The sequence below is a fragment of the Saccharopolyspora sp. NPDC045839 genome (assembly GCF_056431645.1).
Genome location: NZ_JBWKKH010000051.1, coordinates 1 through 19,249 on the forward strand (window position 1 = coordinate 1; position 19,249 = coordinate 19,249).

14 protein-coding genes are annotated in these 19,249 nt (G+C 70.0%); 6 read left to right on the forward strand and 8 right to left on the reverse strand.

Going from position 1 to position 19,249, the window contains the following annotated elements; all coding sequences use genetic code 11:
• Positions 1-162: 162 nt before the first annotated feature.
• On the reverse strand, positions 163-1,398 hold the full coding sequence (locus AC07EQ_RS40265; RefSeq protein ID WP_478393055.1) for a glycosyltransferase 87 family protein: 1,236 nt from the start codon (positions 1,396-1,398) through the stop codon (positions 163-165).
• Between the two features lie 285 nt (positions 1,399-1,683).
• Here AC07EQ_RS40265 and glf point away from each other — a divergent pair, with 285 nt between their 5' ends.
• From glf to AC07EQ_RS40290, 5 genes are all read left to right on the forward strand, one after another.
• Positions 1,684-2,874 (forward strand): UDP-galactopyranose mutase, encoded by a 1,191-nt coding sequence (glf, locus tag AC07EQ_RS40270; RefSeq protein WP_478393056.1) that lies wholly within the window; start codon positions 1,684-1,686, stop codon positions 2,872-2,874.
• A gap of 1 nt (position 2,875) precedes the next feature.
• Positions 2,876-4,837 (forward strand): glycosyltransferase, encoded by a 1,962-nt coding sequence (locus AC07EQ_RS40275; RefSeq protein WP_478393057.1) that lies wholly within the window; start codon positions 2,876-2,878, stop codon positions 4,835-4,837.
• A 22-nt stretch (positions 4,838-4,859) separates the two neighbouring features.
• Positions 4,860-5,432: a phosphatase PAP2 family protein gene (locus AC07EQ_RS40280; RefSeq protein WP_397527406.1), complete on the forward strand. Its 573-nt coding sequence runs from the start codon at positions 4,860-4,862 to the stop codon at positions 5,430-5,432.
• Between the two features lie 274 nt (positions 5,433-5,706).
• The gene (locus tag AC07EQ_RS40285) at positions 5,707-6,663 is read left to right on the forward strand and encodes a decaprenyl-phosphate phosphoribosyltransferase (protein ID WP_478393097.1); all 957 of its coding nucleotides are present in this window, start codon (positions 5,707-5,709) and stop codon (positions 6,661-6,663) included.
• 158 nt (positions 6,664-6,821) lie between these two features.
• Positions 6,822-8,408, forward strand: a complete 1,587-nt coding sequence (locus AC07EQ_RS40290; protein WP_478393058.1) for an alkaline phosphatase D family protein — start codon at positions 6,822-6,824, stop codon at positions 8,406-8,408.
• A gap of 41 nt (positions 8,409-8,449) precedes the next feature.
• Here the strand turns inward: AC07EQ_RS40290 and AC07EQ_RS40295 are convergent, their stop codons facing one another.
• The 5 genes from AC07EQ_RS40295 to AC07EQ_RS40315 all read right to left on the reverse strand — a co-directional run bounded on the left by AC07EQ_RS40295 (position 8,450) and on the right by AC07EQ_RS40315 (position 14,961).
• Positions 8,450-8,692 carry an MmyB family transcriptional regulator gene (locus tag AC07EQ_RS40295; protein WP_478393059.1) on the reverse strand — a complete coding sequence of 81 codons (243 nt, stop codon included), beginning with the start codon at positions 8,690-8,692 and terminating at the stop codon, positions 8,450-8,452.
• A gap of 7 nt (positions 8,693-8,699) precedes the next feature.
• Positions 8,700-9,968 carry an NAD(P)/FAD-dependent oxidoreductase gene (locus tag AC07EQ_RS40300; protein WP_478393060.1) on the reverse strand — a complete coding sequence of 423 codons (1,269 nt, stop codon included), beginning with the start codon at positions 9,966-9,968 and terminating at the stop codon, positions 8,700-8,702.
• Positions 9,965-10,372 carry a GtrA family protein gene (locus tag AC07EQ_RS40305; RefSeq protein WP_478393061.1) on the reverse strand — a complete coding sequence of 136 codons (408 nt, stop codon included), beginning with the start codon at positions 10,370-10,372 and terminating at the stop codon, positions 9,965-9,967. Before AC07EQ_RS40305 ends, AC07EQ_RS40300 begins: the two co-directional genes overlap by 4 nt.
• The gene (locus tag AC07EQ_RS40310; RefSeq protein ID WP_478393062.1) at positions 10,359-11,372 is read right to left on the reverse strand and encodes a glycosyltransferase family 2 protein; all 1,014 of its coding nucleotides are present in this window, start codon (positions 11,370-11,372) and stop codon (positions 10,359-10,361) included. Before AC07EQ_RS40310 ends, AC07EQ_RS40305 begins: the two co-directional genes overlap by 14 nt.
• 415 nt (positions 11,373-11,787) lie before the next feature.
• The gene (locus AC07EQ_RS40315) at positions 11,788-14,961 is read right to left on the reverse strand and encodes an arabinosyltransferase domain-containing protein (protein WP_478393063.1); all 3,174 of its coding nucleotides are present in this window, start codon (positions 14,959-14,961) and stop codon (positions 11,788-11,790) included.
• Positions 14,962-15,148: 187 nt separating this feature from the next.
• On the opposite strand from AC07EQ_RS40315, the gene AC07EQ_RS40320 reads away from it, so the two are divergent.
• Positions 15,149-16,624, forward strand: a complete 1,476-nt coding sequence (locus AC07EQ_RS40320; RefSeq protein ID WP_478393064.1) for a hypothetical protein — start codon at positions 15,149-15,151, stop codon at positions 16,622-16,624.
• A 157-nt stretch (positions 16,625-16,781) separates the two neighbouring features.
• Here the strand turns inward: AC07EQ_RS40320 and AC07EQ_RS40325 are convergent, their stop codons facing one another.
• Positions 16,782-18,059: a hypothetical protein gene (locus AC07EQ_RS40325; RefSeq protein ID WP_478393065.1), complete on the reverse strand. Its 1,278-nt coding sequence runs from the start codon at positions 18,057-18,059 to the stop codon at positions 16,782-16,784.
• A 316-nt stretch (positions 18,060-18,375) separates the two neighbouring features.
• The gene (locus AC07EQ_RS40330; protein ID WP_478393066.1) at positions 18,376-19,206 is read right to left on the reverse strand and encodes a hypothetical protein; all 831 of its coding nucleotides are present in this window, start codon (positions 19,204-19,206) and stop codon (positions 18,376-18,378) included.
• Between the last annotated feature and the right edge of the window lie 43 nt (positions 19,207-19,249).

Here is a 19,249-nt window from a genome sequence, read left to right on the forward strand (position 1 = left end):
GTCGACGATCCATCTACCAGGAGCTTCACTATTTCCCCCGCAACGACACGCCCACCCGGCCCCTCACCTGCACAGACCAGGATGAAAAAGGCTCATTGAAATTGCGGGACACCGGCGTGTCGGGACACGACACACCGGAGGATGTGGACGACTTCTACGGTTTCAAAATGGAAATCGGGCCTTCGATTTCAATGGAAGTTGCGGGGCACCTGGGGTGGACCGGACGCGGACGTGGGCGACCGCGGCGGCGATCAGGAAGCCGATGCCGATCAGCGTGTAGGCGTTGCCGACGATCTGCTGCGAGAACGTCCAGTCCAGCTCGCGGTCCTCGGTGTTCGGCAGGTACCACTGCGGACCGACGAGCACCGTCAGCGCGCACAACACGACCATGAGCAGCACGCCGTGCCAGCGGTGCCGCAGCGACATCGCGAACAGCAGCGCCAACGCCGGCCCGGCCCAGACCCAGTGGTGCGACCAGGAGATCGGCGAAACCAGCAGCACCAGCACTGCGTTGAGCACCAGCGCCAGCGGCACGTTGTCCATCCGCAGCGCGTACCGCATGCCGAGCACCGCCAGCACGAGCAGCAGCACCGAACCGAGCAGCCACAGCGAGTTCAGCTCGAACCCGGTGAGCGACTGCTTCGCCAGCAGGCTCCGCAGCGTGAGGTTGCCGGCGTAGACGGTGCCGAAGGAGTCCCCCGTGGACAGCATCCTGTCCAGCCACCAGTCGGCCGAGTCCTTCGGCGCGGCGATCCACCCGATCAGCACGGTGGCGGCGAAGGTGGCGCCCGTCACGGCCATCGCCCGGTAGTCCCGGCGCAGCAGGAACAGCAGCAGGAAGCCCAGTGGCGTGAGCTTGATCGCCGCCGCGATGCCCACCAGCAGCCCGCGCGGCCACCGGGTGCGCGGCAGCAGGCAGTCGGCCGCGACCAGCGCCATCAGCACCAGGTTGATCTGCCCGTAGTTGATCGTCTCGCGGGACGGCTCGATCAGCGTGAACCACGGCATCAGCACCGCCGTGGCCACCGCGACGTGCCCGGCGCGCGGCGCGAGGTAGCTGGACGAGCGGGCCAGCGAGTAGGCGGTGACGAGGATCGCGATGTGCGACAGCACCGCCACCAGCACCACCGCGCCGTCCACCGACAGCCAGGTCAGCGGGATGAACAGCAGCGCCGCGAACGGTGGGTAGATGAACGGCAACGTGCCGTAGTCCGGCGTCTCCGGCGTCAGGTCTCCGCCGTACACCGGGTAGCCGTTCAGCCACGCGCGGGCACCGAGCCGGTAGATCTCGGTGTCCATGTAGCCGCGGGTGTCGATCCAGTGCACGAACCAGATCGCGAGGATCTCGACGATCACCGCCGAGACCAGCAGTACCCGCCCATCACGTGCGCGTGCCAAAACCGATGCTCACCGCCCCTTGGGATGCGGCGCGGCGCACTCGCGTCGCGCCGGGCGCGATGTTATCGAAGGCACGACACGCCGGCCGGGTCGCCTGACGAGTAATAACATTCGGGAATAGCTGCGAACGGTACTGCCGGAATCACCCGGTGTTGCGAAAAATGCCTGATCAAAGGCGAAAATGCGCCCCGCTGACGCGATATCGACACGCCCCGTAGCCATGCGTAGCCTGGAACGTCAACGCGGTTTCGGGCCGGTGGTTCGTCCCCGCTACCCTCGACGGCTGTGAGCTTCGCAGGCTATGACCTGATCGTTGTTGGTTCCGGATTCTTCGGCCTCACGATCGCAGAGCGCGCCGCCACCCAGCTGGACAAGCGGGTGCTGGTGCTGGACCGACGTGACCACATCGGCGGCAACGCCTACTCGGAGGCGGAGCCCGAAACGGGTATCGAGGTGCACCGCTACGGCGCACACCTCTTCCACACCTCGAACAAACGCGTGTGGGACTACGTGAACCAGTTCACCGAGTTCACGGACTATCAGCACCGGGTGTTCACCAAGTACCAGGGGCAGATTTACTCGTTCCCGATGAACTTGGGCCTGTTGGGCCAGTTCTTCGGCCGCTCGTTCACCCCGGACGAGGCCAAGGCGCTGGTCGCCGAGCAGGCGTCCGAGATCGACACGGCGGACGCGCAGAACCTGGAGGAGAAGGCCATCTCGCTGATCGGCCGCCCGCTGTACGAGGCGTTCGTGCGCGGGTACACGGCCAAGCAGTGGCAGACCGACCCCAAGGAACTGCCCGCGGCCGTCATCAGCCGCCTGCCGGTCCGCTACAACTTCAACAACCGGTACTTCAACGACAGCTTCGAGGGCCTGCCGGTCGACGGCTACACGGCCTGGCTGCAGAAGATGGCGGACCACCCGAACATCGAGGTCCGGGTGAGCACCGACTTCTTCGACGTGCGCGCCGAGCTGCCCGCCGACGTGCCGGTCGTCTTCACCGGCCCGCTGGACCGCTACTTCGACTACGTCGAGGGCGAGCTGGGCTGGCGCACCCTGGACTTCGAGACCGAGGTCGTGCCGACCGGGGACTTCCAGGGCACGTCGGTGATGAACTACGCCGACCAGGAAGTCCCGTACACCCGGATCCACGAGTTCCGGCACTTCCACCCGGAGCGCGACTACTACCCGAAGGACAAGACGGTCGTCGTCCGCGAGTACTCGCGGGCCGCGGAGAGCGGCGACGAACCGTACTACCCGATCAACACCCCGGAGGACCGGCAGAAGCTGGAGGCCTACCGCGAGCTGGCCAAGAAGGAGGCCAAGGAGCGGAAGGTCGTCTTCGGCGGGCGACTCGGGACCTACAAGTACCTGGACATGCACATGGCCATCGGTTCGGCGCTGAGCATGTTCGACAACAAGATCGCCCCGTACTTCACCGAGGGGCGCTCGCTGGACGGCTCGCTGGAGGACTGACGTGACCGACCGGACCCCTCGAGAGGACCGTGCCGCCGCCGCTGGCGAGAGCAAGCTCAGCGACGTGACATCGATGCGCACCGGGACCGCCGACGTGGCGCCCGAGCAGGTGCTGCAGCGCGTCGTGTTCCCGCGCGGCGAGGACCCGCTGGACGTGCGCCCGCTGTACATCGACGAGCCCACGGCGCTGAACAGCTCCGCGACCGTCGTGTCGCGCCGCCGCCTGGTGGTGCCCGCGAACAGCAAGATCTCCCTGGCCTCCTACTTCAACGCCTTCCCGGCCAGCTACTGGAAGCGTTGGACCAAGGTCGACGAGGTCGTGCTGCGGCTGAAGGTCAAGGGGGCCGGTCGGCTCGACGTCTACCGCTCGAAGGCCAACGGCGACAGCGTTCACCTGCAGGGCAGCCCGGTCGACAGCCCGGACTGGACCTCGCTGGAGTTCCGGGTGGCGCTGACGCCGTTCGAGGACGGCGGCTGGATCTGGTTCGACCTGTTCACCAACGACGCCTCGCTGGAGATCGACGAGGCGGCGTGGACCACCGACGTGCCGCTGCCCAAGCAGAAGGTGCTGATCGGCACCACCACGATCCGGCCCGCCGACTGCGTACTCGCCCTGCAGACGCTGGGCGAGGACCCGGATGTGATGGCGGTCGTGGAGCGGGTCGTGGTCGCCGATCAGGGCCCGCAGAAGATCCGCGACACCGAGGGCTTCGACGAGGCAGCCCGCCGGATCGGCGACAAGCTGCACGTCATCGAGCAGGACAACCTCGGCGGCTCCGGCGGCTTCACCCGCGTCATGTACGAGGGCGTGCACAACTCGGACGCCGAGCAGGTCATGGTCATCGACGACGACATCGCGCTGGAGCCCGACGGCGTGCTCCGCGCGAACGCGTTCGCGCGCGCGGCGTCGAACCCGGTGATCGTCGGCGGGCAGATGCTCAACCTGCAGGCCCGCTCGCGGCTGCACACCATGGGCGAGGTCGTCGACCTCGCCCAGGGCGTCTGGCGGGCCGCGCCGGGCGCGGTCACCGACCACGACTTCGCCAAGAAGACGCTGCGCAAGACGGCCAAGCTGCACCAGCGCATTCACTCCACCTACAACGGCTGGTGGATGTGCCTGTTCCCGCGCGAGGTCATCGAGCGCACCGGGCTGCCGCTGCCGCTGTTCATCAAGCACGACGACTCCGAGTACTCGCTGCGCGCGGGCGGGCACGGGTTCCCGACGGTGACGCTGCCGGGCGCGGCGATCTGGCACATGCCGTGGACCGACAAGAACGACGCCACGGACTGGACCGCGTACTTCCACACCCGCAACCGGCTGATCCTGGCCGCGCTGCACAGCCCGGAGGAAGTCAAGTCCAACATCGTCAAGCAGGGCCTGAAGCTCACGCTCCGGCACCTGCTGTCGATGGAGTACTCCACGGTCGCGGTGCAGCAGAAGGCGCTCGAGGACTTCATGGCCGGCCCGGACGGGCTGTTCGAGACGCTGCGCACGGCGCTGCCGGAGGTCCGCGAGCTGCGCAAGGACTACGACGACGCCAAGACGCTGCCGTCGGCCCGCGAGTTCCCGCCGCCGTCGGCGGACCCGATCATGGCCGAGGGCCTGCTCAAGCCGCCGGTGAACCCGGCGGTGATCGCGGCCCGCGCGTCCAAGGCGCTGCTGCACAACCTGAAGGAGCCGACGAAGACGGCCTCCGACAGGCCCCAGCTGAACGTGCCCGCTGCCGCCGCCCGGTGGTTCCTGCTGGGCAACCTGGACAGCGCGACCGTGTCGAACGCCGACGGCAGCGGCGTGGCGTTCCGGCGCCGCGACCCGGAGGAGTTCCGCCGGCTCGGCCTGCGCGCGCTGGCGAACTACAAGCGGCTGGCGCAGGAGTGGGCCCGGCTGCGGTCGGCCTACCGCGCCGCGCTGCCCGAGCTGACCAGTGCGGAGTCCTGGAAACAGGTCTTCGACAAGAAGTGACCCCGACTCACCCGGAGACGATGTGGCAGAGCTGACGACGGCGACCGCCCCCGAAGAACTCGCTGAAGAGGCATCGGCGGCGGCGGTCACCCCCGAGACCGTCGCGCTGCGCAAGGTGCAGGGCGCGCTGGCGAAGCCGGCGGTGGTGAAGACCGCGCGGGCGATGTCGCTGTTCGGCGAGCACGCCGGCGGCTGGCTGGCCATCGGCGCGGTCGGCGCGCTGGTGGACCGCAAGCGCCGCGGCGAGTGGCTGACCGCCGCCGCCGGGGTCGCCGCCGCGCACGCGGCGTCGATCGCGGTGAAGCGGGTGGTGCGGCGCCGGCGGCCCGCCGACCCCGAGGTGCAGGTGCTGGTGGGCACGCCGAGCAAGCTGAGCTTCCCGTCCTCGCACGCGACGTCCACGACGGCCGCCGCGGTGCTCTACGGCGGGATGACGGGCAAGAAGCTGACCCCGGTGCTGGTGCCGCCGATGATGGTCAGCCGGCTTGTCCTGGGGGTTCATTATCCGAGCGATGTGGTCGCCGGCTCGGCGCTCGGCGGTGCCGTGGCGTGGGGCGTGCGGCGATTCATGAGACGGCGGAGGAACCGTGGCTGACAAGAACGAAACCGAGGTCGACACCGGGAAGCCCGATGCCTCGGCCGAGGCCGAGGCGGAAGGCAGCAACGGTGCCGCCGTCGGCGACGCGGTGCTGACCGGCACCGAGAAGCCCGACACGGACGAGTCCGGTGCCGACAAGTCGGATGCCGACAAGGCCGCTGACGTGTCCGGCAGCGACGAGTCCGGTGCCGGCAAGGCCGCGAAGGCCAAGCTGGCCGAGGTCGAGGCGGACGCGGAAGGCACGATCGGCGCCGAGTTCGGCGACGAGGTGCTGGAGACCGCGCCGGTCAAGTCCGACGACATCAAGGACAAGTCGTCGGACGCCTACCACGCGAAGGTGACCGCGAAGGCGGGCACCACGGCGGGGCTGGTCTCCGGCCTGATCAAGGAACTGCGCCCCAAGCAGTGGGTGAAGAACGTCCTGGTGCTCGCCGTGCCGTTCGGCGCGGGCGAGATCCTCAACCCGGGCGTGCTGTGGCACTCGGTCGTCGCGTTCATCGTGTTCTCGATGGCGGCGTCCGGCATCTACTTCGTCAACGACGCGATCGACGTCGAGGCGGACCGGCAGCACCCGACCAAGCGGAACCGCCCGATCGCCGCCGGCCTGATCCCGGTGCCGATCGCGTACGCGGTGTGCGTGCTGCTGCTCGGCGGCTCGCTGCTGATCTCGGCCGTGACCAGCATGCAGCTACTCGCGGTGATGGCGGTCTACATCGCCGTGCAGCTGGGCTACTGCTTCGGCCTGAAGCACCAGCCGGTGATCGACCTGTGCATCGTGGCGTCCGGCTTCCTGCTGCGCGCCATCGCAGGTGGTGCCGCCGCGAACCTGGTCATCACGCAGTGGTTCTACCTGATCGTCGCGTTCGGCTCGCTGTTCATGGTGGCGGGCAAGCGCTACGCCGAGGTGAAGCTGGCGGCGGAGACCGGCGCGAAGATCCGCAAGTCGCTGAAGGCCTACTCGCCGTCGTACCTGCGGTTCGTGTGGGCGATCGCGGCGGCGATCACGATCATGTGCTACGCCCTGTGGGCGTACGCCATCCAGGAGGACGAGTCGTCCCGCTGGGGCCTGATCTCGATCATCCCGATGGTGGTCGCGATCCTGCGGTACGCGGTGGACATCGACAAGGGCGTGGCCGGGGAGCCGGAGGAAGTGGTCCTGAAGGACAAGGTCCTGATGGTCCTCGGCGTGATCCTCGCCGGCTGCCTCTTCCTGGCGTTCTACCTGTAGCCAAGCAGCACAGCGGCGCCCCCGACCGAACCAGGTCGGGGGCGCCGCTGTGTTTCCGCGTTGTTGCCGCGGTGAGGTGCTGGTTGTTCATTTCCTGATCACCCGGTGGGCAGGGTGCCTTCATCGTTCGGGGCGAGAGTTGGGGCGATTCCCGAACGATGGAGGTCGTCTTGTCTGAACCCACCGGCGTCTCGCGGCGCAGCGTGTTGCTCGGCGGCACCCTGGCGGGTGCCGCCGCACTGTCCACTGTGGCCGTGTTGCCGGCGGTCGCGCAGCCGGGTGCCGGCGTCGCCCGGCGGGGCGAGGTCTTCGCGCTCGGCGTCGCGTCCGGCGACCCCGCGCCCGACGGCGTCGTGCTGTGGACCCGCCTGGCGGTGAACCCGCTGGCCGAGGACGGCATGGGCGGCATGCCGAACCGGACCTTCCCGGTGCAGTGGGAGGTCGCCGAGGACGAGCGCTTCAAGCGCGTCGTGCAGCGCGGCGAGGCGCAGGCCGCGCCGGAGCTGGGGCACAGCGTGCACGTCGAGCTCTCCGGGCTGCGCCCGGACCGCGAGTACTTCTACCGCTTCCGCGCCGAGGGCTCGCTCTCGCCGACCGGCCGCACCCGCACCGCGCCGCTGCCGGGCGCGCTGACCAGCCTGTCGATGGCGTTCGCGTCCTGCTCGCAGTACGAGCACGGCTACTTCACCGCCTACCGGCACCTCGCAGAGGAGCACCCCGACCTGGTGCTGCACCTCGGCGACTACCAGTACGAGTACAAGGCCGGCGTCTACGTCGCGCCGGGCGGCAACCCGCGCGACCACGCCGGGCCGGAGACCGAGACGCTGGCCAACTACCGGCAGCGGCACGCCCAGTACAAGGCCGACCCGGACCTGCAGCAGGCGCACGCGGTGGCCCCGTGGGTCGTGGTGTGGGACGACCACGAGGTGGACAACAACTGGGCCGACGAGATCCACGAGAAGCCGGAGATCCCGCAGCCGGACTTCCTGGAGCGCCGCAAGGCCGCCTTCCAGGCCTACTACGAGAACATGCCGCTGCGCCGCGCGCAGGTCCCGCACGGCATCGACCTCCGGCTGCACCGCCGCGTCCAATGGGGACGGTTGGCGACGTTCCACATGCTCGACACCCGGCAGTACCGCGACGACCAGGTCGGCGGCGACAAGTTCCCGACCCAGGACCCGGCCCGGCTGGACCCGAAGCGCAGCCTCACCGGCGCGGAGCAGGAGCGCTGGCTGCTGCACGGCCTGCGCCGCTCCAACGCCAAGTGGGACGTCCTCGGCCAGCAGGTCATGTTCGCCGAGATCGACTACCTCAACGGCCAGGACAAGGCCTACAACCCGGACGCCTGGGACGGCTACGTCGGTTCGCGGACCCGCGTCATGAAGGGCTGGGAGCAGGCGAAGACCCGGAACCCGGTGGTGCTCACCGGTGACGTGCACACCAACTGGGCCAACGACATCCACGACGGCGACAAGATCGTCGGCACGGAGCTGACGACCACGTCGATCACCAGCGGCGGCGACGGCTCGCCGAACCTGACGAACAAGGAGAAGGGCTACCTGGCGGAGAACCCGCACGTCCGCCTGTACAACAACCAGCGGGGCTACATCCGGACGAAGTTCACCGCGGGCGAGCTTCGGGCGGACTACCGAGTGGTCCCGTACGTCTCGAAGCCGGGCGCTCCGGTGGAAACCCTGGCGTCGTTCGTGGTCGAAGACGGCAAACCCGGCCTCAACAAGGCCTGATCCGGAGGTGGCGCGCAGCTCCACCGGGCTGCGCGCCACCTTCATCGGCCGCGTTGGGTGGCGGCGAGCGTGCCGAGCAGGGCGAGGGCTTCGCCGCTCGGCGAGCCCGGCTCGGCGTGGTAGACGACGAGCTCCTGTCCGGGGCTGGATCGAACGTCGAAGGTCTGCATGGTCAGCGTCAGCGCTCCGACGTCGCGAGCTTCATCACCGGAGCCCTCATCGCCGTGGACGGCGGATTCACCGCCCGGTAAGCGCTCCCGCCCCGCCGCACCGGCGGACGTCACCCGGCCGTCAGCCGTGGTTGAGGCCGAGGTGGCGGGTCACTTCGTGGGCCATTGCGATGGCGTAGGACTGGCCTCGGTCCTGGGGGTAGATCTGGGACATCGTCGCCAGGGTCACTCCCGGCATCGTCGTCCGGTGGCCCGGGATCAGGGCGCGGTACTGCGGCGTCACGATCGGCTGGGCGAAGCCCGCCTTGGAGAAGTGCCAGTCCAGGATCCAGGAGCGGTCGAAGTCCGGGTTCAGCTTGCGCAGCCACGGGATGTAGCGCTCCAGCAGCTCGGCCGGATCGGTGGTGAACCGCCAGTCGTCGCGCGGCACGTAGTTGCCGACGTACACGACGTGCCGGCCGCCGTACTCGCCGCGGTCGACCATGTTCGTGTGCTCGACGACCGCCAGGAACGGGAACGCGGTGTCGTTGATGTTCAGCCAGTAGTGCGGGATGACGCTGCGGTCGCACTCCAGGATGAAGCAGGTCGCGCCGAGGTACTGGTTCTGCCACAGCACGTTGTCGTCGTCGATGCCCGCCGCCTTCGCGAACACCGGCTGCGGGACCGTCACGATCAGCCGGTCGAACTCGTAGCTGCTGCCGTCCCGGGCGCCCACCAGCACCGTCGCACCGGGCTGGCGGATCGTCTCGACCGGCTTGCCGAACTCGACCTTCCCGCCGCGCTCGGTCACCGCGTCCAGCAGCGCCCGGTACACCCGCTCGAAACCGCCGTGCACGTAACCGAGTTCGAAGGTGCGGTAGTGGATCCGCGCCCACAGCCAGGCCATCGAGATCTGCTCCGCGTGGGCGCCGAACTTGCCGGTCAGCAGCGGTTCCCAGATCTTCTCGGTGACCCGCGGCCCGGCCCAGCGGTGCATCCAGTCCAGCGCCCGCACCGAGTTGAACCGCTGTCCATTCCGGACGAGCTTCAGCGCCGCCGAGGACGCCCCGAAGCGGAACCGGTCCAGCAGCGAGAACTTCGGGAACCGCAGCATCTCCTGCGGCGTGCCGAAGTCGTGCAGCTCCCCGTCGACGTACACGCCGGTGCTGGGCCGGTGGAAGCGCAGCAGGTGCCCGAGCCCGAGCTCCTCGACGAGCTCGATCATCGCCCGGTCGGTCCGGAAGCTGTGGTGGTAGAAGCGTTCCAGCGGCGTCCCGCCGACCTCGACCGACGCCGCCAGCCCGCCCAGCTCCGCCGACGCTTCCAGCACCGTCACTTCGTGCCCGGCCTTCACCGCGTCGAACGCCGCGGTCAGCCCGGTCGCGCCCGCCCCGACGATGCCCACTCTCATCCGAAGCTCCACTTCTTGTTGATCGTGTACTGGAAGATCAGCACCACCGGCAGCGAACCGGCCTTGACCAGGTTCGGATCGATGCCCAGCCAGCCGGAGAACACCTGCAGTAGCACGAACGTCAGGCCGATCCCGGCGACGCCGACGGCGTAGAACCGCAGGAATCGCACCGCTATCCGGTCGCGCTTGCGGAAGTTGAACAGCGTGTTGAGCACGAAGTTGTTGGTGATCCCGGCCGTCGTGCTGATCGCGTTCGCGAGCTGCTCGTGCAGCCCGGCCGCGTTGAACAGCAGCAGGAACAGCAGGTAGTCCAGCAGCACGCCGCTCGCGCCGATCACCGCGTACAGCAGCAGCGACCGGCTGATCAGCCGGTCGCTGGCCTCGGCGTGCTCAGTCTTCGTCATGCGATATCACGTTCCGCACGATGTAGAGGGGGCGCTGCTGCACCTCGTGGTAGATCCGGCCGACGTAGCTGCCGATGACGCCCAGCGACACCATCTGCAGCCCACCGAGGAACAGCATCGCGACCATCAGCATGGTCCACCCCGAGACGGTGATCGCGGGGAAGAACAGCCGCAGCGCCACCGCGTAGACGATGCCGAGCATCGCCAGGACCAGGGTGATGAAGCCGATCCGGGTGATCAGCTTGAGCGGCACCGTGGAGAAGCTGGTGACCCCGTCGGCCGCCAGCCGCAGCATCTTGCGCATCGGGTACTTGGTCTCGCCCGCTACCCGCTCGTCGCGGTCGAACAGCACCTCCTGCTGTTCGAAGCCCATCGACGCGACCATGCCGCGGATGAACCGGCTGCGCTCCCGGAAGCCCCGCAGCTCTTCGGCGGCCCGCCGGTCGAGCAGCCGGAAGTCGCCGGTGTCGACCGGGATGTCCACCTCGGCGCAGCGCCGCAGCACCCGGTAGTAGGTGTGCGCGGTGGCGCGCTTGAACGGCGTGTCGCGGCGGGTGCGCCGCCGGGCGGACACGATCTCCGCGCCGTCCAGCCACGCGTCGATCAGCTCCAGGCTGACCTGCGGCGGGTCCTGCAGGTCGGTGTCCATCACGATCACCGCGTCGCCGCCCGCGTGGTCCAGCCCGGCGGTGATGGCGATCTGGTGGCCGAAGTTGCGGGCGAAGTCCACCACCCGGACCCGCGGGTCGTTCTTGGCGACGTCCTTCAGGACGCCCAGCGAACCGTCCGAGGAGCCGTCGTTGACGTAGACGAACTCGAAGTCGAACTCGGCCCGCGTGGCGGTGGCCGCGGTGAGCTCCTCGTGGAACCGCTTGATGCCCGCGACCTCGTTGTAGACCGGCAGCACGTACGAGATCAGCGGCGGCGCGTCCTCGCCGGTGGCTCTCCGCTGCTGTTGCGGGACCGGAACCCGGACCTGCTGGTGCATCGTGTCGGCCATGGTCACTCCCCTCGCCAACCTCACCGTGGAACAGGAACGCCCCGCGCGCCGGGGGCGTTGCCCGGCAACGGGTAATCCACCCCGATCAGGTGGTCACGTTCGGCGTAGTCGGGGGTTCTTCCGGCCTCGGACGGCCCGGGCCTGGGCGCTTCGGTGGAATTGCCGCCGGCCGGCCGGATAGACGAGCAGATCGAGATCGCCACCGCTACCCCCCGCTGCTCATGCGCCGATCACGGTGCGAAAACCGCCGTCAGGTTAACGGCCCCGACTCCGCCCGGCGCGCCGAAACGATGCGCCCGATCGGGCGATGTCGACGCCGTTGGAGTGATCGTGATCGACGGCTCCGGGGCCGTGCGCACTTCGTGTCGCTCTGGCAGCACAAAATACGCACGACCCTTGACCAGCGGAAACGGCGTCAGTGTTCTTCGAAGGGGTATGCCGGGTCGCCTGCGGCGCCGCCGATTCGCTCGCGGTGCTGCGTCGTCGCGTACACGTCGCGTTCGATCGGGTAGCGCGCGTAGAGGACGTGGCCCCAGGTGTTGCCGGGGGCGCCGCGCAGGCGGCTGGGCAGCTCGTAGCGCTGGGAGAGCATCGGAACCCCGGCGAACACGCCGCCGATGTCGGGGCCGAACGCCATCGAGCCCTCGCCGAGGGGCGGCGTGATCAGCATCCGCGGGGTGCCGGCGACGCCGTGCGACACCCGCGGGTAGTCGGACAGGCAGGGGAACACGAAGCTCATCGTCCAGTCGATCAGCACCGGTTCCCGCTCCGCGAGTGCCTGCCGCAGCGGCACCACGTCCCGCACCGCCGGGCCGCTGACCGTCAGCCAGCCCTGCTGGTCGGTGGTGCGGTCCTCGGCGAGCACCCGGACCCGGTCGGCCCCGGCCGGGATCTGCCCGGGCTCGACGGTGAGCAGCCGCCAGCCGCGGAAGTTCCGCCAGTCGATCGGCCTGCCGTGGCGCGGGTCGTCGAACGCCAGCTCGGTAGGCGGCGGATCGCGCAGCTCGCGCGTCGCCACCGGCCCGCCCGCGGTGCCGAACTCCAGGGCCAGCGAGTTGCCCTGCTCGGGCCGGCCGGACACCCACACCGACAGCGTCTGGTCGCCGGTGAGCCCGGGCAGGCCGAACCAGGCCGAGGTCAGCGAGCCGGTCGTCTGCGGCCCGCCCGCCGTGCTGGTCCAGGCGAACTGGCTCGCCGCCGTCGTCGCCACCTCGCCCTCGGGGGCCTTCGGGTCGTCGGGCCGCTTCGCCAGCAGCGGCTCGCCCGGGTGCTCTTCGCGCAGGTCGGGCTCCTGCGGCGGCCCACCGGCCGCGGTGAAGCCGTCGAGTTCGGCGGTCCCTGCGATCGGCGCGAGCCGCTCGTCGATCGGCAGCGCCTCGACCTCGTTCTCCAGTCCACAGCCGCTGCCTCGGATGCTCTGCGAGTTCATCCGCGCGATCGAGAAGCGGTCGCCCATCGTCTGCGGCGCGGCGATGAACGATCCGAGCAGCACCGCCACCGACGCCAGCGCGGCCGCCCCGAACACCGACATCGGCATGACCGTCCACATGAGACCGCGGGGGGCGGGGCGCGACAGCATCGCGCGGATCCGGACGAAGCAGAAGGCGAGCACGCCGACCGCCGCGCCGGTGGCGAGCCAGAGCGCCGGGCTGTCCAGCGGCAGGCCGGGCCGGACCGGCGTGTCCGACCACGGCATCGCCAGGTCGGACTGCATCGGCCACACGTTCGGCCCCATGAACGCCAGGGCCGCGGCCACCGACGCGGCGATCCCGCCGAACACGCCGACCAGCCGCGCCTCGCGCCTGGCCCGCTCTATCCTGCCGATCCGCCCCAGCAGCACGACGGTCACCGCGAGCAGCGCCGAGCCGACCCCGGCGAGCGCACCGAAGTGGTGGGTCCACTTCGACGGCGTCAACCACAGCGCGACCAGGACCGCGACGACGGAGCCGAGCACCATCGGCAGGTCGGGCAGCTCGGTCCAGCGGTGCACCTGGCGCATCGCGCACGCCGCCGCGATCAGCACGGCGGCCACCACGAGGAACACGACCAGCCGTTTGGTGGAGGTGCCCCAGATGTTGGTGCCCAGCAGGTTCGCGTACCGGTCGATCTCCTGGTACCAGCCGAGGCTCGGCCCGAACTCGTCGTGGATCGCGGTCGCGCTCCGGACGCCGTTGAGCGTCGAGTCGGCGAACATCGCCACCAGGCCGACCGAGCCCACGCAGCAGAACAGCACGACGCGCGTGGGCAGGCTGACCCACCGCGGCAGGGTGCCGTGCTGCGCCAGCACCCGCCAGATGCGCGGCGCGAACACGAGCACGGTGAGCAGCGCGCTCACAGCGGTCGGCGTGACGGAAATCGTCAGCCCGGCGATCAGCGCGGCGACGCCCAGCCAGAAGTGCGGCGCGCGCGTACGGCCCATCTTCAGCAGCGCCGCGACCAGCGCGGACGTGCCCAGCGCGACGAACGGCTCCGGCCGGATGCCCAGCCCGAACGGCAGCCAGCAGGCCAGGAAGAACACCGCGGTGAGCAGGTGCAGCGGCAGGCGCCGGGTGCCCCGGCACACCGGCAGGACGATGCCGCGGCTGACGACGAGCCAGGTCAGCAGCCCGGCGATCGCGCTGGGCACGCGCAGCCACGCGGGCGCGAGGCTCTCCTCCGACACCCACCGCATCAGGTGCTGGACCAGCGTGAACGGCGTTTCGGAGGCGTTGAACCAGCGGTAGTAGTTGCCGATGTCGCCGGCGTCGTCGTAGTTGCGGACGGTCATCATCGCGAAGCCGTCGTCGTCGGTGAGCGGCCCGATCACCAGCCAGCCCGCCAGCACCGCCGCGACCAGCGCGTCGACCGGCAGGAGCAGCGGCGACACGCGGATCCGACCGAGGGCGGGCGGGGCGTGGACGAACAGCAGGACCAGCGACACGAGCGCGAGCACCAGCGTGGTCGTGATCAAGGTGCTCTTGATGTCGGTCGGCGAGGTGTCGAACCAGGAGAAGGTGCGCGCGGTGACCGAGATCCCGGCGAGCTCCTCGGGTTCGAGGTCGGTGGCGAAGGTGAAGATCTCCGGCGCCGCCATGCCGGGCAGCACGATCGGCGGGCGGCCGCCCGCGGTCACCACGGATCGCGTCGAGTCCGCGTGGATCGACAGTTCGCAGGTGCCGGGCGGCAGCGGGACCTGGTGCTGGTCCAGGACGAGCTCGGGCTTGCCGTCGCGGGTGGTCAGGACCAGGCCTTCGCGGTCGCTGCCCGGCGGCAGGGTGGTCAGCACGGTCGTCCGCGCCGGCCGGTCGAGCGCGGCGCGCAGCACCGGGCACGGCACGAACGCGTCGAACGACGCGGGCCGGTAGGGCGCGAAGAACGCCGTGGTGGACCGGGCCTCCGCGGCCGGCCAGCTCACCTCGGTGCGATCCACCCAGACGGGCGCGAACGGCAGCGCGAGCGCGCAGCCGAGGCCGACGACGCCGATGCAGCACGCCAGGAGGTGCGCCACCCACAGGCCTGCGCGGGATCGCCGCGGGCGGCTGGCACCGGTTCCGTCGGTCTGCGGCTCGGCCGGCGGATCGAGCTGCGCCGGACTGCTCAAGTACTTCACCGCGCTCCTCGCAGATCGGAATCTTCCTCGCCTGCTCAATCCTGGCCAACGCTGCGCGCGACGCACGGCGGCGGCGCGCCGAATTCGTCCAGCCGATTGACGATCGGGGCGCCGCGCAGGTTGCCCGCGGCGGGCAACCCGTCGCCCCGCTCCGGCGTGCACGTGTCGGACAGACAGGAGCGGGCACATGGTGGGCGTTGCGGAAGTTGCGGTCGCGGAGGAGCAGCGGGAGCGGACTCGGCCCGCGGGCTCGTTCTGGATGCCGCTGGTGGTCGGCGTCGTGGCCGGCGCGCTGTTCTGGGGCGTCCACAGCGCGCTCATCGACGACAGCTACATCACCTTGAGCTATGCCCGGAACCTGGCGTTCCACGGCCACTGGGGACTGATCGGCGCCGAGGTCTCGAACTCCGCGACCGCGCCGCTGAACGTGCTGGTGCTCGCCGCGGTCACGGCGGTGGTGCGGCAGCCGGTCGTGGCGCTGGGCGTGGTGTTCGTGCTGGCCAACGTCCTGCTCGCGGTGTCGCTCCGCAGTGCGGCGCGGACCAGCGGTTTTCCCGGTTGGACGGGCGCGGTGGGGGCGCTGCTGGTGGCGGCGAACCCGCTGGTGCTCTCGACGGTGGGCCTGGAGATGACGCTCGCCTCGGCGCTGCTCGGCGTGCTGCTGCTGGCGGCGGTGCAACGCCGGCCGGTGCTGTTCGGCGTCGCCGCCGGGCTGCTCGCCCTGACGCGGCTGGACCTCGGCGTGTTCGTGCTGGTGGTGCTGATCGGCCGGCCGGGCCTGTGGCGCGGCTGGTGGCGCTGGTTATCGGCGGCCGCGGCGATCGTGGTGCCGTGGTTCGCGTTCAGCTGGCTGTACTTCGGCTCGGCCGTGCCGGACACGCTGGTGATCAAGCAGCTGCAGAAGTCCTGGGGAGACTGGGATTTCAGCAACGGCCTGGAGCTCTACCACGGGGTTTTCCCGACGGCCGTGGTGGTTTCGCTGATCCCGGCCGTGCTCGGCCTGGTGTGCTTGCCGATCGCGTGCGTGCTGCGGCCGTTCCGCCGCGCCGTGCCGCTGTGGCCGTGGGCGCTGATCGGGCTCGGCGCGATCGCGCACTACTACGTCTACACGCTCATGGGCGTTCCGCCGTACCACTGGTACTACGCGCCGAGCCTGATCGGGCTGTCGTTGTTGCTGGCCGGAGGCATCGGCGCGGTCGCGGCCCGGTGGTCGTTGGCGGGGTTGGCCGGGTGCGCGGTGCTCGTGGCGCAGCTCTGGTTCGCCGTTCAGCACGGCCTGCCGTGGCGCGAGGCGGCGATCATGACGAACTGGGCGACGGCGGCCGAGTACGAGCGGATCGGCACCGACCTCGGACGCCTCGTCGGCGACCGCACGGTCACCAGCCCGGGCGAGATCGGCGCGCTCGCGTACTTCTGCGACTGCGCGATCGTCGACACCTTCTCCGACCGCGGTTACCTGGCGCCCCAGATCGAGCAGCGGCTGGCCGACGCGACGCCGTTCGTCCGCGCGCTGCTGGAGTTCAACTACCGCCACTTCACCCCGACCGAACCGCGCCCGATCGACGTGGTCCTCCGCCGCGAACCCGGCCCGGGCCCGGACCCGAGCTGGGACATCGGCTCGACCTGGGCGGAACACGCCCACCTGGTCCTCGAACCCCGCTGACGCCAGGTTTCACCGTCCGCGCCAGAACGGCGATTTCGCGCGAAATCGCCACCCGCACGGCACGTCGAAATGGCGGCCTCGAAGTCGGCCACGAATTCGACGCACGCGTGCGGGCAACCGGAAATCGCTCCGCCGATCTCCGGTTGCCCGCGCCTGCTCAGCCCTTCGGGACGTCGACGACCGCGCCGGAGTCGCGGTGCCACTCGATGAAGCCGTGCTCGAACTCGCTCGCCCGGCCCTGCGGGACATCGTGCTCGCCCGTCACCGGATAGCCCAGGTAGGAGCGCTCCCAGCCGAGCTGCGACCAGCGGGCGCGGATGCCGCCGTACACCTCGTGCGCGCCGGTCTGCGGCGCCCAGTAGATCGACGCCCCGCCGGCGCCGGTGAAGTGGTTGAAGCGGCCCCGCCCGTCGGGAGTGCCGAGCTCATCGGTGGTCGGGTAGCCGAGCACGCCCGCCGGGCCGCTCAGCTCGATGTAGCGCTGCGCGATCACGCCCTGCACCGAGTGCGCGCCGGTCTGCGGGCTCCACACGATCCCGGCCGGGAAGCTGCCGTCGCCGTTGAACCGGTTGTAGCGCCCCACACCGTCCGGTGTGGACAGTTCGTCGGTGACCGGGAAGCCCAGCGGGCCGCGTTCCCAGCCGGTGGCCGCCCACTTCTCCCGGATCGCGCCCTGCACCGCGTTCGGCCCGGACGGCTGCGTCCAGTAGATCGACGCGTTCTCGTGCTGGGCGTTCGGCGTCACGAAGTGGTTGTAGGCGCCGAAACCGTCCGGCGTGAGCCGCGTGTCGGTCGCCGGGTAGCCGAAGCGGGCGTCCTCGCCGAGCTCGCGGAAGTGCTCCAGGATCGGGCCCACGACCAGGTGCCCGCCGGTGCGAGTCGACCAGTAGATGGCCGAGTGGATCACGCCGTCGCGGGTCAGGAAGTCGCTGTACCGGCCGCCGCCGCTGCTGGCGAGCTCGTCGGTGATCGGCACGCCCAGCGCGTCGTGCCCGCCGCGCTCCAGGAACCCCAGGTAGATCATCCCGCGCACGACCGTCACGTCGGTGTCGGGAGTCCAGTAGAAGCGGGCGTTCTCGAAGTCCTGCCAGCGCAGGCCCTCGTCCTCGACGACCTCCTGCCCGGCGGGCGCGCCGACCTGCGCCTTCTCCTCGGCGGACATCGATTCGTAGCGCTGCTGGATCGCGCCTTCGCCCGGATCGGCTTCCTCCGGCGTCGAGGTCGTCGGCTCAGCAGGAGCCGATGTCGTCGGCTCGGACGGCGCGGAAGTCGTCGGCTCGACAGGCGCCGACGTGGTCGGCTCGCTCGGGACCTCGGCGGACGTGCTCGGCGCCGAGGTCGTCGGTTCGGTCTGCGCGACCGCCGGTGCGGCGGTGGCCAGCCCGGTGATCGCTGCGGTGGCGGCCACGGCCGCCACGAGTCGTTTGACGTTCACTCGCAACCCTTTCGGTCAGGTCATCCGGTGATCGCCGGAAGACCCCCGCAGGTTGCCCGGATTCGCGGTTTTCCCCTGAACGGCCGACGGGCAGAATCGGTGCGTTCCGTGGGTCCTCCAGACGTTATGGGCAGGTGGAGGACCCACGGACACGGGCACCCGATGAACCCCACTTCGCCGGGCATCCGCGCTTCCTCTGCGCGAAGCGCGTCGGGAAGTCATATATCGGACGGAACGCCTTAACAGCGCCGTCACATCGATGATCGCCGGAGCGCCTCGAAACGTTGCCTCCGGAGCGAAATTTCTGCGCCTATCGTTACCGTCCGGCCGGCTCCGTTCCAACCCGGTGCGCCGGCGCGGCCACCGGCCGCGGTCCACCGCGGAACCGGTAACCGGTCGACCAGGCGTGCCGGTACTCGAAGACGGCGAGCACCAACGTCGAGGCCACCCCGCAGAGGTTCAGACCGAGCCACAGCGGAGCGGGCAAACCCTTGGTGTCGAGGCTGATGATCTCCAGCCCGCTGATCAGCAGCACGAAGAACGACGAGGCGACCGGTGCCAGCAGCGGGTGGATCTCGCTGATCCAGAAGCTGGTGCGAGCGGCCCAGTAAAGCGTGCAGAGGCAGAAGGCCGCGTACCAGCCGATCACGGCCACCACGATCAACGCGACGAACAGCCCTGCCAGCGTGGTGACCTCGTACCTGCCGCCGTCGGTGGCGAAGAGCAAGGCCAGCGGCAGCGCGAACGCTGCCAGTGCGAGCGCCCCTCGGCCCAACATGCGCCGGCCGCCCGGGAGGAGTTCGGAGCGGTACCCGGATCGGGTCACGGCGAGCAGTACCAGGAACGGCAGCGGCGCGGCCAGCATGGCGAATGCCGCGGTGCGCAACGCCTTGGTGTAGTTGTCGCCCAAGACCATGAACGGCGAGAGGTAGGCGTTGGTCGTCACCAGCACTGCGAGCAGGCCGACCGCCGACCGCCAGAACGCCAGCCGATCCAGCACCCGGTCCCGCCGTTGCCGCCCGACGCGCGGTTTGTACACGAACCTGGCGGCGAGCCACGGGAAGACCAGGTGCGCGATCACGCGGAACGTCAGGATCACGTGATCGGGCTTGATCTCGCGGGAGCGTCTCGGTTGTTCGGCGGACATCTGGCCCTCTAACGGTGCGGAATCGGGTTGGCGGTGCCATCGT